The sequence below is a fragment of the Pseudomonas helvetica genome (assembly GCF_039908645.1).
Taxonomy (GTDB): domain Bacteria; phylum Pseudomonadota; class Gammaproteobacteria; order Pseudomonadales; family Pseudomonadaceae; genus Aquipseudomonas; species Aquipseudomonas helvetica.
The window spans coordinates 2,455,140-2,469,213 of sequence record NZ_CP150917.1; the positions used below are offsets into that span (position 1 = coordinate 2,455,140).

Genomic DNA, 14,074 nt, shown 5'->3' on the forward strand with positions numbered 1-14,074 from the left:
GCGGTCACGGCGCCACACATTGTCGGCGCTTCAGCTCAGAGCTTGTAGCCGATCTGTCGCAACAGGTTTTTGCGCCACAGGATGTCTTCGTCTCCTTCAACGTCCTTGGCGCAAAAACCATCCACTACACCGAGGATCGCTCGGCCTTGTTCGGTTTCAGCGAGAATGACTTCCGTTGGGTTGGCCGTCGCACAAAAGATATGGCACACCTCTGGAACCATTTTGACGGTGTTCAACACGTTGAGCGGATAGAAGCCGTCGCCGAGGAACACGATGAAGCTATGGCCTGCGGCGATGGCTTTCGCGTTCTTTTGCGCCAGTTCGATCATGGCGCTGTCGGTGCCGGACCAGCGCACCAGGCATTTGCCGGAGGCTTCACAAAAGGCCAGGCCAAACGTGATGCCTGGCACGCTACTGACTAATGCTTCATGAATGTCCTCGACGGACTTGATGAAGTGCGTCTGCCCAAAAATGAAGTTCGTCGCTTCCGGCTTATCGATTTTCAACGTGATGAGTTGCATCTCAAACGCCTCCTTCCGCGATGTATTATCAGGGCCCGACAACATAACCAAGCATAGTTATTGATTTGCAGTGGCGCCGTCTGCTGTCGATCGCAGCGTCTCATTCAGGTCGGCGAACCACTCTTACCTTGCCGCTGTTTCCTCCTCCACAGAAGAACTGGTCGGCGCCATCCGACTCGAGTCCCGACACGCCGATACCAGAAGGCATTTTGAGGCTCTCCAGAACCTCTCCCGTTCGCGGGTCAACTTGCCTCAATTCACTCTCGTCACCTTCCCAGGTGCCGTGCCAGAGTTCACCGTCGACCCAGGTGACGCCAGTGACGAAGCGGTTGGACTCGATGGTGCGCAGAATCGCCCCGGTCTGGGGATCGATCTGATGAATTTTCCGGTCCCGATACTCGCCCACCCAGAGCGTACCTTCGGCCCATGTGAGCCCAGAGTCGCTGCCACCAGGCGCGGGAATCGTGGCGAGCACGCGACCGGTTTTCGGGTCGATCTTCTGTATGCGATCCTCGGCGATCTGAAACAGATGCTGACCGTCGAAGGCCGTGCCGGCATGCGCGGCGACATCGATCGAGCGCAGGGTATTCCCGCTCGCCGGATCGAGGGCGTTCAGTTTGTCTCCGCAAGCGAACCAGACCTGCTGACCGTCATAGGTGACCCCATGCACATGGTCGACGCCCGGAAAGGGTCCATATTCGCGGATAATTTCGGCTGCTGAGTGTTTCATGTCTTCCACCCTTGTGGTTTGGTCGTGGAGTGATCCTAGTCACTTGGAAGTGGAGCAGGGAGTAACAATGACGTCGCGAAACCCGGCACCGACGGGGTCATCCAGCGACGCGCTCGCCCGCGACCAAACCACTGGACCTTGCCGGCCGCCGCCAGCGAGTCGAGTGCCCGCTGTACGGTGCGCTGGCTGGCGCCAAGCGCCAGCGCCAGGGCCGAACTCGACCACGACTCACCGTCGGCGAGAAAGGCGAGCACTGCCGCCTGCTTCTCTTCGACGGGGCGCGCCAGCACGACGACTTCCGCTGCGCTGCGCGGCACCAGTGCAAACCCGCGCTTTGTTGCGGTCAAGCCTGCCACTGTCCGCAGCGCCGCGCGAAGTCGCCCGACCTCGACGCGCAATCGCGCGCGATGCGACTCATCGTCAAGCTTCAATCGGAAGGCTCGGGCGATAAGCGTTTCCCTCGGTACGTCGGCGGGCCACGCTTCGCCCAGCGCCCGGGCGAGCGCGAACAACACCGGACGCCTTGCGAGCGAGACTTGCGCGCGTGCGTCACGCACGAGATGACGGCAGGCGTCCACGACAAGCGCCTTTGACGCCAGTAGCGCTTCAACGTCCTCAAGCAGCAGAAGCCGTTCCTCACCACCAGTAATCAGGCGCGCCGCAGGCGTATCGAGGAGCAGGCGTGCGCTGTCGACCTCGGCTGTCAGCGCAGGGATACCGGCGTGGCGTGCGGCATGCTCGGCCCGAGTGAGCGCTGTCCGTGCCGTCTTCGCCTGGAGGCGGCGCATCGCGATCCCCGCCACGACCAATTCGTGGACGGCCCTCGATGCAGGCGGTAAAGGCGTGGGGTCGAGTTCGGCGAGCCTGTGCTCGGCTTCGTCGAGGTGACCGATCAGCAGCAAGCGCCGGATCTCGAGATACCGGGCATGCGCGGCGTTCACCCGGTCACCGTGTTCTTCGAGTGTCGTCCGTGCTGCATCGAGTGCTTTCGCAGGCCAGCCAAGGTCGCGCGAAGCGAGCGCAATCTCGGCCTCGGCGACCACGCACCGCGCACGGGCCAAGGCCTCTTTCGGGCCGAAGGCACGTGCCGCACTGCGCAATAGAGCCTTCGCGCGAACCAGTTCGCCGAGCTGCGCCATGGCGATGCCGCGTAACGCGAGTGCCGGCGCATCGTCGCGCAAGGCCACCCGGTTCAGTGCGCCGAGGGGATCACCCGCAGCGAGCGCACGCGCCGCGGCCGTTATCAGCGAATCCATCAGAGTCGCGCCACAGCTGTCACTCCTGCCCTCCGATACCCGCTGCTTAGTCTATCTCACGACTACCAAACAGCCTGGAGGGTAACAAGCGCTGAGTCAGGTTCTGCCTTCGCAGAAAGACATTCAGAGCTTACTGGCGCCTGCCAGAGGCAGGCTTGCGCTACAGCCATTTCGGGGAAGGTGATTACGCCGAACAAGAGCAGGTGATTCAGGGGCTGCTGGAAGAGGCGAAAATCGCCAAGGTTGCTGTACACAGTGCAATACAGACAGTTGGTCGGTAGCGAAGCAGTGGCTTTGTTCTATCCTGAAATTGAACGCAAACCTCAGGAGGAGGGCTTATGGCAACTGAAAAGAAACGCGAACAGTACGAAGATTCTGAAGAGGAAAAGCCAGAAGAAGCGACCCCGGAAGAGAATCCACCCGATCCGACGTGGAAGCATCCGGACGACGGCAAAAGCCTTTCGGATCTTGACCAGGAATGGCCGCTTAAACCCTGAGCCATCTGCCTTTTGCACAATGCCCGTGGCCAGTCCCGGGCGTTGTGCTGTCATCGTTGTGCTAATCCAATGTCGTCGTGGCCGCTGCGGGTCGTGTGCGCGCCAACACGTTATAGCAAACCCGTGGAATGCCCGGCAGGCGGTTGTCGAGCAACTTGCTCAAGGACTCACCCTGATACAGATAGGCGTCGCCAAAGTCGCTGCCGAGCATCGTCGGATGGGCAACGATTTCCAGCAGTCCGTCTGCCGGTGGCCTGGCGTTGCGCAAGTCCACCGGGGTACAGACGTAGTCCGCCGTGGCACCGGCAAGGCGCTGTAAACGCCGGTTGAGCAAGCTCTTGAAGACTCGCTTGGCCAGGCTGTGGTTGTACCCCAGATTGCGCGCCAGGCGAACGGGGACTCCTTGGCGGGCAGCAAAACGCGCGACGATCTCACCGATCGGCCAGATAGTGTGAACATGCTGGTGGGAATCGAGATGGCTGGGCTGCAGGCCATTGTCCAGGCAGTGCTGCCATTGCGCTTCGAGCTCCTTCAGCACGGCATCGTGTTGCTGGCGGCTGAGCCACAGGCGGTGGCGGGGCAGGTTCAGGTCGAACTCGCCAGCCGTGTCGCAAAAAGTTGGTAGCTCGAGAATCGCCCGGCTCAGGGGCCGGCCGTACGTGAGATTGAAGTGCAGGCCGACGCGGCCCTTGAGCAGTGGCTGTTGCGCCAGCTCACAGGCTGCGGTGAAGGCGGGCATGTTGGCCATGACGGTAGCGGAGCTGATCACCCCGGCCTGGAAGGCCCGCAGGATGACTGCGTTTTCGTTCAGGCTGAGACCGAAATCGTCAGCGTTGACTATGACTTGGCGAGGCATGTTCGTCCTCCATGGGATGTGCAGTGGGCGCGATTTTTTTATCGACGCCGGTCACAAAGGGGGAGCGGGTCAAACGTGCGACAGCTGCCGCACGTTTGGCTTGCCACTGTTGCAGCCTCGGTTTGATGTGCTGCCAGCCCTCGTCCAGACCCCAGCGAATCCACTCATCAAGCAGCACTCGGCCGTTGCCCAGACCGGCATATTGCGGCAGGAACGCCAGGTTGTAGTCGTTAGAGCCGACCCTGTTCCAGCAAGCCTAGACGATAGCTGATGCAACGCCCGTCAAGTTCCAGCACGACCACGCGTACTCGCCCTTGGGCGGGGAGGGTGGCTCGATCCTCGTCACGCTATTGCTGCCTCATGTGGACCTGTTCTGGACCCGTGTGCTGAGCGTGGTGATCGGCTTCATCCTGGCTTCGGCGTTCTCGCCATTGTGGTCTACGCTCAAGAACGAGTACCGGGAAACGTCGGGATGATTGCCGGGATGTTCTTCGGTCTGATGTTTGGTTTCGGCGAAAATTGGCCGCCAGGAAGCTCGAGGCGATTGCTGTTTGATCGTTGCTTTGGCGTCAAAGGAGAGGGAGTGTTTTCGCCCCGTTTTTTTGTGAATCTCTGTGCATGCTACTTGGTCGGAGGGATCCTTATGTTGCGTTTGTTATTGCCTGTGCTCTGCGCGCTGGTGGTCTGGCCCAGCATTACCAGTGCCGACGAAAAAGCCGCGGCTTATCTGCTAAGTCCAGGTGACGTCATTTCGATTTCCGTTTGGGGCGAAGAGAAGCTGAAACAGGAGGTGCACGTACTTCCTGATGGCAGCATTACCTTCCCGCTGGCAGGACAAGTCGATGTTGCTGGGCTTGATGCCACTGCCGTCGCAAAGAAAGTCGCTGCCAGGCTTAAGGAGTTCATACCCGATCCGAACGTGAGCGTTGTCATCACGAGCACCGCAGGCAATCTCGTCTATGTGCAGGGTAAGGTGCTGAAGCCCGGCACCGTGCAGATGTCAGGTCCAACTGCAGTGCTGCAAGTATTGAGCATGTCGGGCGGGCTCGACAAATTCGCCGACAAGGCTGGCATCAAGGTCGTGCGCCGCAATGGGGCTAAACAAGAGATCCTGCCCGTCCATTACAGCGATTTGATGTCCGGGGATGACATGTCCACCAATATTCAACTCCAGGCCGGCGATACGCTGGTCGTGCCTTAGCCTTGCGCGAAGCACTAAGGATTATCTTGCCCGTGCTGCGAACGACGGGAGTTGCGACGGCTATCTTGATCTTGCCGTGCTCCGGTGTGGCCTATGCTGCCACTTGGCAATCGGCAATCGTTGTGCCTTCGACTGTCGAGTACAACAGCAACCCGGTGCTTGTTACGGAAAACAAGAAGGGTGTGACTCGTACGATCATCGCCCCCGATTACACGCTTGTCGGTACTTCAGACCGGGATCAGTGGCGGTTCGGTCTTGGTATGAATCTGGTGCGTTCGTCTGATACGTCCATCGTTTCGGACCGCGAAGACCCCAACGTGCAGTTAGGGTGGCAGCGCGAGACCGAGACGGGTGGTTTTGGACTCACGGCGAAGTATATTGAGAGTTCAACGCTTTCCACTGCGGTTCAAGCGACCGGCGTGATTGCCACCACCGATGGTACGCAAAAGCTAACCTCGTTCGGCGGCAACTGGAGTACCGCTCTCAGTGAGCGAACTACCTTGGTTAACGAAACCGACTACACACATGTCACTTACGACATTAATACACTGACCAACTATGACGAGCTTTCGAACCGCCTAGGCTTGAACTACGCATGGAGCGAGCGTGTGGAGCTATTCACGCGTTTTGGCGTGAAGCGTTATGAGCCGCAGCAGGGATCTGCGGTGCCTTCCTCAAACAGTTACACCCCCACTGTCGGCTTGAACGTTGAGATCTCCGAGCGGCTCAAGGGGTCGCTTTACGCAGGTGTCAATCAAGTCTCTGGCTCGAACAGCCGCCCCCGTGGCCAAGGCGGTTTTTCGTTGCACTATACCGGTGAGCGTGTGGATACAAGTATCGGCGCCAGTCGTAGTACTGTCGCCAGCGGCGACGGCGGTTTTGTCGAGGTTGATAACCTGAGCGGTACATGGAGTTATGCCCTCGACGACACCAGCCGTACCGGTTTTGATACCTCATGGCAAAAAACCAAAGGGCTGGCGCCTAATACCCTGCGCAATGTCGGTGTCTGGTTTAGCCGGGAACTCTCGCCTTTCTGGGTGGCGCGCCTATCCTTCATGTACAAAGAACTCCAGCAAGATGGCTTGCCGGATGCCACCGCAAACGTCGTCGGGTTGACCTTGACCTATAGTCACCCCAACTTCTGAAATTCAGCTGGGTGATACATATGACCTCTGAATACGAAATGTCGGTCAACGACTACATTGCTGTCATCAAGCACCATGCCTTGCTGTTGATCCTGAGTTTCGCGGTAATACTCGGCCTGAGCGTAGTGGTCGCGATCTCTATCCCGCCCATCTACGAGTCATCTGGCACTATTCTGGTCGAGTCTCAGCAGATTTCGCCAGACCTGGTGGCGGGGAACAACAATACCTTTGCCGATGAGCGCATCGAAGTCATTCGCCAGCGCGTGATGACCCGTGAGCATCTGGAAGCGATCATCGACAAGTACAATCTTTTTGCTTCGCAAAGCCGGCAGTTGAGCCTTTCCGAGAAAATCGATGAAATGCGCAATGCGATTACAGTCTCCTTGGTCAGTGCTGTCGTTAAGGGGCGCGGAGAAGTGACAATTGCTTTCCGTCTTGCCTTTGAGCACCGGCAGCCAGAGATTGCCAACAAAGTGGCCAACGAACTGGTGACGCTGTTTCTGGATGAAAACATCAAGCAGCGCACCGAGCGCGCCAGTGAAACAACGGAGTTTCTGACGCAGGAGGCGGACAAGCTCAGGGTCGAACTGGAAGCCCTGGAAAACCGCTTGGCAGACTTCAAGCAAGCGCACAGCAACGCGCTTCCCGAGCATCAGGAGTTGCGCATGAATATGTTGTCACGCGCCGAAACCGAGCTTAAAGAGGTCGACCGTGACTACAAAACTGCCCGTGAGGAGTTGCGCTTCAATGAGTTGGAGCTTTCCGCAGCAGCGACCAAGCATGGATCGCCCGGCGCGGCGGTTGATAAACAGCAAGATCTGGGTAGCCTGAAGGCGGAGTACACCCGGTTACTGTCGCTGTATACCGAAGCCCACCCCGATGTGCGTGCCGTCAAACGCAAAATTGCTGCACTTGAGGCTACCAAAGGTGCTGGTGGTGCAGCGGCTTCAGTCAATCTGGACCTTGCCAAGGCTCAGGCCCGGATTACTGCCGCAGAAACACGTATCAAGTCGCTGGCCGATCAAAAGCAGGAAATACTCAAAAAAATAGCCGACTACGAGGCGCAAATTCTTGAGACGCCGCAAGTCGAGCGCGGCTTGGTCACACTGATGCGTGACTATGAAAACGCTAAAAAGAAATACGAGGAAATACGCACCAAGGAAATGAGTGCGAAAATTTCCGAAAGCCTGGAGCAGGAAAACAAAGCCGAGCGTTTTGTTCTTCTGGAATCGCCATTGATGCCTGAAAAGCCGATACGGCCGAACCGTAAAAAAGTGGTTGCCATGGGCTTTGTTCTCGCTCCGGTGGGCGCTGGCGCATTGGTGATGGTCCTTGAGATGCTGAACCAGCGCGTGCGCGGAGCTGAAGCCTTGGCCAGTGTGCTGGGTAGACGCATATTGGTTGCGATTCCCTACATATACACCAGAGCGGAACTGGCACGCCGTAAGCAGTGGCGAACGCGATTGATCGTCAGTGGAGTCGTGATAATCGTGCTTTTTTTGGTGTTCCTGCACTTCTTCTACATGCCTCTGGACCTTCTGATGTTTAAAACTCTGGGCCGGTTTGCATAAGGAATATAGCCATGGAAATAATCAAGCCCGATACCGAGAATTCCGAGCAACAGCCTTCGTCAAGTCTCGTGACAATGCCAAAAGCCATGACAGTGACCGGGCAGTCTGCTGGTCTGAATGCGCTGAGTTATGTGCAAACCAAAGTTGTACCGCTGCGGCCAGATCATCTCGAGCGCAATCGCATTGTGGCGTACAACAAAAACTCGAATATGGGGGGGGCTTTCGATCTGCTGCGTACGCAAGTTCTGAAAGTCATGGAAGAAAATGGCTGGCGCACGCTTGCTATCACCTCGCCAACTCCGGAGGCAGGCAAGACTGTATTGGCTATCAACCTGGCAATGAGCATCGCCCATCACACCACCAAGACGGCGCTACTGGTGGATTTCGACTTGCGTCGTCCGATGGTGGGTGCCTGCCTGGGTCTGCCGATGGAGAAATCGCTCAATGAATTGCTGGACAATGAAGCGGAACTGCAAGAGGTTCTGGTCAACCCGACCTTGCCGCGCTTTGTAGTCCTGCCGACGCGAGAGCCGATCCCTCTCTCCACCGAGGTGCTGTCATCGCCTACAGTGAGCGATTTGATTACTGATCTGCGCGAGCGCTACGACTCGCGTATCGTGATTTTCGACTTGCCGCCGTTGTTGAGTTCGGACGATGCTATTACCGTCTTGCCTAAATTCGACTGCGTCCTGCTGGTGGTCGCCAACGGCATGAACAGCAAGAAAGAGATCGAGGAAAGCCTTTATCATCTGGGGACAGCCAATCTTATTGGCACGGTACTAAACAAAGCCGAGCGCCCAAGTCGCTCTTACTACTAGGCTCTGTACGAAAACTCGCCGAGCGGCGATCAGGCAAGGCAAAAACAGGCGAGGAAGCGGAGTTTAGTCCACTAAATGAGCATTCCGAGCCTGTTTTTAACGCAGCATGATCGTCGCGCAGGCAGTTTTCGTATAGAGCCTAGAGCGTCACCCTTAGGCGTTCGGCGTATGCGCCAGCGCCGACTTTCAGTGCCAAGGGTACTTCTGCTCCCAGCTCCAGGCGTGCGCCACTATCTGTTCAAGTGAGGCATATTGCGGTTGCCAGCCAAGTAATGTATTGGCCATGCGGGGATCGGCCACAAGGCGTGGCGGATCGCCGACGCGGCGTGGCGCTTCGCTCACGGAGATACCCTGGCCGGTCACGGCGCGTGCAGTGTCTATGACTTGTTGTACTGAGAAACCTTGACCGTTTCCGAGGTTCAAAGCCGTGCTTGCACCACCTGCCAGTAAATAATTCACGGCAAGTGCATGAGCTGCAACGAGGTCGACAACGTGGATGTAGTCGCGAATGCAAGTGCCGTCAGGTGTGTCGTAGTCACGGCCATAGACGGTGATGGTTGTGCGCCGACCGGAGGCCGCTTGCAGTATCAGTGGAAGCAGGTGGGTTTCCGGTTCACGGCGTTCACCTAACTGTCCTTCAGGGTCTGCTCCGGCGGCGTTGAAGTAGCGCAGGCAGACCGACTTGAGTCCGTATGCACGGTCGAAATCTTCAAGCATCTGCTCCACCATCCACTTGCTTCGACCATAAGGGTTGATCGCGGCCTTGGGATGCTCTTCGTCGATAGGTACATACACCGGGTCGCCATAGATGGCTGCGCTCGAGGAAAAAATGAAGTTTTTAACCCCGGCACGAACCACGGCTTGTAGCAGCGTAAGGGTTCCAGCCAGGTTGTTTTGGTAATACTTGGCAGGTTCAGTGACGGATTCGCCCACTTGTGTAAATGAGGCGAAGTGGAACACGGCATCAAAGTGCTGTCCCGCAAACAAGACGTCCAGGGCTTGTGCGTCGGCGATGTCCAGTTCGACCAATCTCCCGCCCATCAATGCGCCGCGATGGCCCGTTGAAAAGTTGTCTGCCACCACCGGTTCGTGACCTGCACGCAGTAGTTGCTTGACCATATGCGAGCCGATATAGCCTGCGCCACCAACAACCAAAAATTTCATCCTGATCTCCCCGAAACTGTTGCTGTGTAAGCGCAGATTGGAGCGTCAGCGCGATCGGCCTGACCCTGTTTTAAATAGACGGGTTAGTTATTGGCTTGCCGGCGTGCTTGATGGTGCTGTTTCGGCAAGTTTTGTCTGTGCGTCACCTGAAGTTGTAGCTTGCAGAACGCTTTTTTTCAAAAATAACCAATTGGACATCTGCTGGCCGTCGAACTTGATCGTATAGCGTCCATCAAGGTAGGTGGCGGGCAGCTCCTTCATTTGCGCAAGGATGCCGTGGGTGAAAAGTGTCAAGCCTTGCGGTGCCTGGATTGTCAGGGTGCCTTCGAGGGGCTCGACATAAAAAGGTGTTTTGTTGTCGTCTTTGGGGATGGCACGGGTACCCAGTGAAATCAGTAAGTCTTGCGATCGGCCGATAGGCGCGCTGTCCAGGCTTTGCACCACCACACTGGCATTAGCGGTCTTCACTTGAACCTGGATGTTGCCAAGGCTGATCGATTCGCCGCCGATCCAGCCGGTTGCTGCTTGGGTGCGTGGCGTATTGATGGTGTAGATGCCTTGTTTCCAGTTGTGCTTTAACTCGCCAGTGTCTGTCGTGGACTCGCTGGCATTGGCGTCCAGCAGCGACTGATTGGCGTCATGAAACACCTGGGCATTGCTCGAGATAATGCTCTGCTGCAACCAAGGTAATTCTGGCGTCTGTGGCATGGCGATCTGCAGTTTGCCTTTCTCCATGGCGGTACGCAGTAGAACAGCGTTGGTCGGTGTGATGGGTTGGTTGAATAGCGTGCTTGGCGTCGGCGCGAAGACATAGGTCGTCATTGCTTCGCGAACGTCGCCTCGGCGGTAAAGCAAGGCGGCGGCGGGCAGGGTGGCCAGCAGGGCAGGGTCGTTATAGGCGTGCCAGTTGCTGGCACTCATCCATTCGCCGGTTAGCGGCTCCTGGCTGTAGGCATAGTGGATCAGTGCGTCCCAGCCTTGGTGGCTGGCGGTGCCAGCCATATAGAGTGGCAGCGAGTGGCGGTCGGGTGTCGGGAAGGGTTCAGTGTTCCACTCGGTGACGGTCAGGGGTTTGCCTATGACTTGGCCGGCGGCAATCCAGTGCAGTAAACCGTCACTGGTGATCGGGTTTTTCTCTAGCTGCCCAGAGCCACCGTAGCTATGGACGTCGATCAGGTCGCCAGCGGTAAGGGCCGGTAGGGCGTTAAGGCCATTGCCACCCCAGGTACTGGTCGTGGCGATGGGTACCTTCACTCCTGATTCACGTAGGTGTTGAATCATGTCTACGTTGAAACGTCGCTCCAAATCGTTAAGGAACAGCTTGGCAGGGCCGGGCTCCCAGGAGCGCCAGGTCTGGCTTGCGGATAGATTGTGCTGGTTCGCAAAGGCCTTGGCCTCGGCCATGTAGATCCGGTTGTGCTTTGGCACTCGTTTGTCTGGTAATAGGGCGTTGCCAAAGTGCTGGGTGACATCGTTTTCGTTGGTAATCAGTACGGCGGCGATCGCCGGATCGTCTTTGTAGGCGAGTCCGGTGTAGGTGTTTACATGGGTCAAATAGGCTTGGGCAAAGCGCTTCATCGCCTGCTGAATAGTGATATTTACATACGCATAGCCCTTGAGGCCGGCGTCGTTCCTGTCATCTTTTGGCATTTCGTCGAAGCCATAGATGTTGTCGTTTGCCGTGAGGGCTCGCTCGACGTGCATATCGAGCCATACATAAATGCCCTCGTCTTTGAGGCACTTGATCCACCAGTCAATTTTTTTCAGCGAATCCGGGCTTAGTTGCTGGGTGTCACGTGTGAGGTGTCTGTCGAGAAAGATGTTTGGGATGACCCATGGGGAGTCATGGTGGTGCAGTCGTACGAGATTGAACCCGAGTGCCGACAGGCGTTTGGCCTGCTGCTTGATTGCATCGTCTGGCGTAAGAAACAGCGTATAGGCCGCCAGGTTAGTGCCCCAGAAGCGCGCCGGGGTGTTGTCCGCGAATAGCAGTTGCTCGCCGGATACTTTGACGAAGCCGCGCTTACCTGCAGGTTTTTCGTGAGCGTTAAGAAAGGACAGATCGACCGGCGAGGTTTTCCAGTCGAGCGTGTCACTCGGCCAGCTCCTTGTGTCCGCCAGCCCGAAGCGCTCGGTTGTGGTCGGACCGAGTACCACATCGCCAGATAGGCTCAAAGTGGCTTTGAAATTTTGGCGGCCGGGTTTGATCGTGTTCTTGTAAAAAAAAGCACGCACCTGAGATTTATCACCCGGTTCAAAGTACACACTTGCCAGTGCAGGCTCAAAACGCATCTCAATGCGTCGGCTTTGTGTATTCCCCCAGGACCAGCCGCGGTTGTCGGGTAGCAAAGCCGGCTCACCCATTTCTCCATTGTAAAGGGCAGGATCGAACTTGAAGACGATGCCTCCGCCCATCACGTCCGGCATCATGCTGTGTGCATCCAGGGCAATGTTCCAGGTTAACTTTTGCTCGTCTTCCTTCTGAATCTGCGCACTTACGTCGAAATCCAGGTTTTTGTTCTTGCCTGCAAGGGAGTAGCTATAAGGGGAGTTCACTTTGAACGCGGTCGGCAAATCCGCCCATTCCCAGTGGCTCCCCCAGAAGGCGAATGAAGAAGAAACTACAGGGTTGCCACCGCGCGCCAGCATTGGCAGGCCACTGCGCTCATCCACGCTGGAGACCCAGTCCGACGCCCAGGTGCTAAACGGCCAAATAGCAAGGGGCAGGAGAACCACTAGCAGCATATGGGGGCGGTGAAAAAAAGAGGTCATGAGCGTTACCGGAGTTGAAGGTTGGCGCTCGCACTGCTTGCAGTCTCAGTGCGCTTGAGCCTGCGCACCATCTGAGCATAGGCCACACCCAGTCCGGCCACCGACCAATACACCACGGGGATCACCGTGATACTGCTAACGGTAAAGATGGTCACCAGTATCCCGGCCAGTACCGCCAACAGCGCACGTCCGAGTCGGCGCGCCTCATCGTCTTTGTTGGGGAACGAGCGTATTGCCGTATGAATGCCGAGCAGCACAGTGGCGAAAAAAAACACGAATAGCGTCAATCCGATCAGACCGATGTCCAGCGCCAGGGCGATATAGGTATTCACAATATCGATGACGCCCTCGCCCTGAATCATGGACTGCATCTCAGGAGTGTTGCGGTAATCGAAAGAGCCCAACCAAGGGTTGCGCTGGATGACGATCACTGAGTTGTCAATCAAGCGCTGCCGGTACGTGATGTTCTCTACGTCTACCGTACCGATGAACGGTAGCAGATCCAGGAACTTTTGCCCGCCAGGCACGATGGCCAGCAGGGGAAGGGCGAGCGCTCCGGCGATTGCCAGAAGCATCAGGCGTTTGACAGCTTTACGGCCGGTGGCGATGAACACGGTGATCATGACGGCTGCGCCAATCCAGGGGCCACGCGACACCGGTGCAAACAGACCGCCAGCCAGTAAGAGCGCGCCGAGGCATTGCTGCAATCGGCTGCGTACGCTCTCGCGCAAGAACAGGTAAAAGCCGATGGCCACGCTAATGACGTAACCCAGTGCGATTGCCTGGCCGGTGGTGGCGCTGGCGCGTAATGAATCACCACGATTCAGGTAGCTGGACATTCCCCAGTGCATGTCCAGGGCGACAATCAGCGCGTTGTACAGCAGCCAATGGCGGGCAAATTCGACGAGACCAATAAGCGCCAGCACCATGGCGGCGAGTACAAATCCCAACAGAGCATCCTTGAAGTCGCTGAGTTCCTTCAGTGCCCTGCTGGCAACGTAGTAAGGCAAAAAAACGTCTGTGAACAGGTAGAGCGTCTGGCGCAGGTTGTCGGTCAGCGTGGTGTTACGCAGGTAAAGCAGGCTCGTCAGCAAGAGGTAGGCCGCTAGCAGTTTGTCAGGCCAGGTGCGTCCGAAGCTCAGTGTGCTTGCTTGCCTGCGTAGCATGAAAAAAGCCGGCAACAACAGACACAATGCGAGCAGACGAATATGGTTAAGTGCAAAAAAATAGTTGATCAGGCCGAAGCCGGGAATCTCTGCCGGGGCCGGCGGGATGAGAAACAGCAGAAGGAAAAACAGTGCCAGAGGATTGCGTTCGCGTTGTCGTGCGACGGTCAAAATAATAGCGGCAATGCCCGCGTACACCCAGAAACTGTGCGAGACAAAGGCCAGTAGCGTCAATGCGAACCACAGATTGCGGCGACGAGTGAAGTCGTGGTGTGGGATCAGGTCTACTGCTGGTCGACGCGCCAGGGCAAAAACGATGCCAGCTAAAACTAGAATGACGATTAACGCGCGAAAGTGCTCAGGCATGGATTCTTGAA

At 57.0% G+C, this 14,074-nt stretch carries 12 protein-coding genes and 2 pseudogenes; 6 read left to right on the forward strand and 8 right to left on the reverse strand.

Translation table 11 applies throughout. From position 1 onward, the window contains the following. Nucleotides 1-35 precede the first annotated feature (35 nt). From AABM55_RS11300 to AABM55_RS11310, 3 genes are all read right to left on the reverse strand, one after another. A complete protein-coding gene (locus tag AABM55_RS11300; RefSeq protein ID WP_347929596.1) occupies nt 36-521 on the reverse strand; it encodes an adenosine-specific kinase in 486 nt (161 codons plus the stop codon). Between the two features lie 100 nt (nt 522-621). Continuing rightward, nucleotides 622-1,251 (reverse strand): glutamine cyclotransferase, encoded by a 630-nt coding sequence (locus AABM55_RS11305; protein ID WP_347929597.1) that lies wholly within the window; start codon nt 1,249-1,251, stop codon nt 622-624. A 35-nt stretch (nt 1,252-1,286) separates the two neighbouring features. Next, nucleotides 1,287-2,507 (reverse strand): helix-turn-helix domain-containing protein, encoded by a 1,221-nt coding sequence (locus tag AABM55_RS11310; RefSeq protein ID WP_347929598.1) that lies wholly within the window; start codon nt 2,505-2,507, stop codon nt 1,287-1,289. Between the two features lie 338 nt (nt 2,508-2,845). Here AABM55_RS11310 and AABM55_RS11315 point away from each other — a divergent pair, with 338 nt between their 5' ends. Continuing rightward, nucleotides 2,846-3,004 carry a hypothetical protein gene (locus AABM55_RS11315; RefSeq protein ID WP_173859989.1) on the forward strand — a complete coding sequence of 53 codons (159 nt, stop codon included), beginning with the start codon at nt 2,846-2,848 and terminating at the stop codon, nt 3,002-3,004. 61 nt (nt 3,005-3,065) lie between these two features. Here AABM55_RS11315 and AABM55_RS11320 read toward each other — a convergent pair whose 3' ends face one another. Continuing rightward, nucleotides 3,066-3,860 carry a carbohydrate deacetylase gene (locus AABM55_RS11320; RefSeq protein ID WP_054596693.1) on the reverse strand — a complete coding sequence of 265 codons (795 nt, stop codon included), beginning with the start codon at nt 3,858-3,860 and terminating at the stop codon, nt 3,066-3,068. Next, nucleotides 3,832-4,177, reverse strand: a pseudogene (locus AABM55_RS11325) (GNAT family N-acetyltransferase); the annotation flags it as partial. The pseudogene AABM55_RS11325 and the gene AABM55_RS11320, both read right to left, overlap by 29 nt. Before the next feature lie 27 nt (nt 4,178-4,204). Here AABM55_RS11325 and AABM55_RS11330 point away from each other — a divergent pair. From AABM55_RS11330 to AABM55_RS11350, 5 genes and pseudogenes are all read left to right on the forward strand, one after another. Further along, nucleotides 4,205-4,374 (forward strand): annotated as a pseudogene (locus tag AABM55_RS11330) (MFS transporter); the annotation flags it as partial. 129 nt (nt 4,375-4,503) lie between these two features. Continuing rightward, complete coding sequence (locus AABM55_RS11335; protein WP_054598290.1) at nt 4,504-5,061, forward strand: polysaccharide biosynthesis/export family protein; 558 nt, start codon at nt 4,504-4,506, stop codon at nt 5,059-5,061. A gap of 26 nt (nt 5,062-5,087) precedes the next feature. Then, entirely contained in the window at nt 5,088-6,206 is a 1,119-nt protein-coding gene (locus AABM55_RS11340) for a hypothetical protein (protein ID WP_054596695.1), read from the forward strand. Between the two features lie 20 nt (nt 6,207-6,226). Then, nucleotides 6,227-7,777, forward strand: a complete 1,551-nt coding sequence (locus AABM55_RS11345) for a Wzz/FepE/Etk N-terminal domain-containing protein (RefSeq protein ID WP_054596696.1) — start codon at nt 6,227-6,229, stop codon at nt 7,775-7,777. A gap of 74 nt (nt 7,778-7,851) precedes the next feature. Next, nucleotides 7,852-8,595, forward strand: a complete 744-nt coding sequence (locus AABM55_RS11350) for a CpsD/CapB family tyrosine-protein kinase (protein ID WP_237142998.1) — start codon at nt 7,852-7,854, stop codon at nt 8,593-8,595. Between the two features lie 186 nt (nt 8,596-8,781). On the opposite strand, the gene galE is transcribed toward AABM55_RS11350, so the two are convergent. The 3 genes from galE to AABM55_RS11365 form a co-directional block, all read right to left on the reverse strand. Then, nucleotides 8,782-9,759 carry a UDP-glucose 4-epimerase GalE gene (gene galE, locus AABM55_RS11355; RefSeq protein WP_054596697.1) on the reverse strand — a complete coding sequence of 326 codons (978 nt, stop codon included), beginning with the start codon at nt 9,757-9,759 and terminating at the stop codon, nt 8,782-8,784. A gap of 87 nt (nt 9,760-9,846) precedes the next feature. Continuing rightward, on the reverse strand, nt 9,847-12,531 hold the full coding sequence (locus AABM55_RS11360) for a cellulase family glycosylhydrolase (protein ID WP_054596698.1): 2,685 nt from the start codon (nt 12,529-12,531) through the stop codon (nt 9,847-9,849). 5 nt (nt 12,532-12,536) lie between these two features. Continuing rightward, complete coding sequence (locus AABM55_RS11365; protein ID WP_054596699.1) at nt 12,537-14,063, reverse strand: O-antigen ligase; 1,527 nt, start codon at nt 14,061-14,063, stop codon at nt 12,537-12,539. Nucleotides 14,064-14,074: the final 11 nt, after the last annotated feature.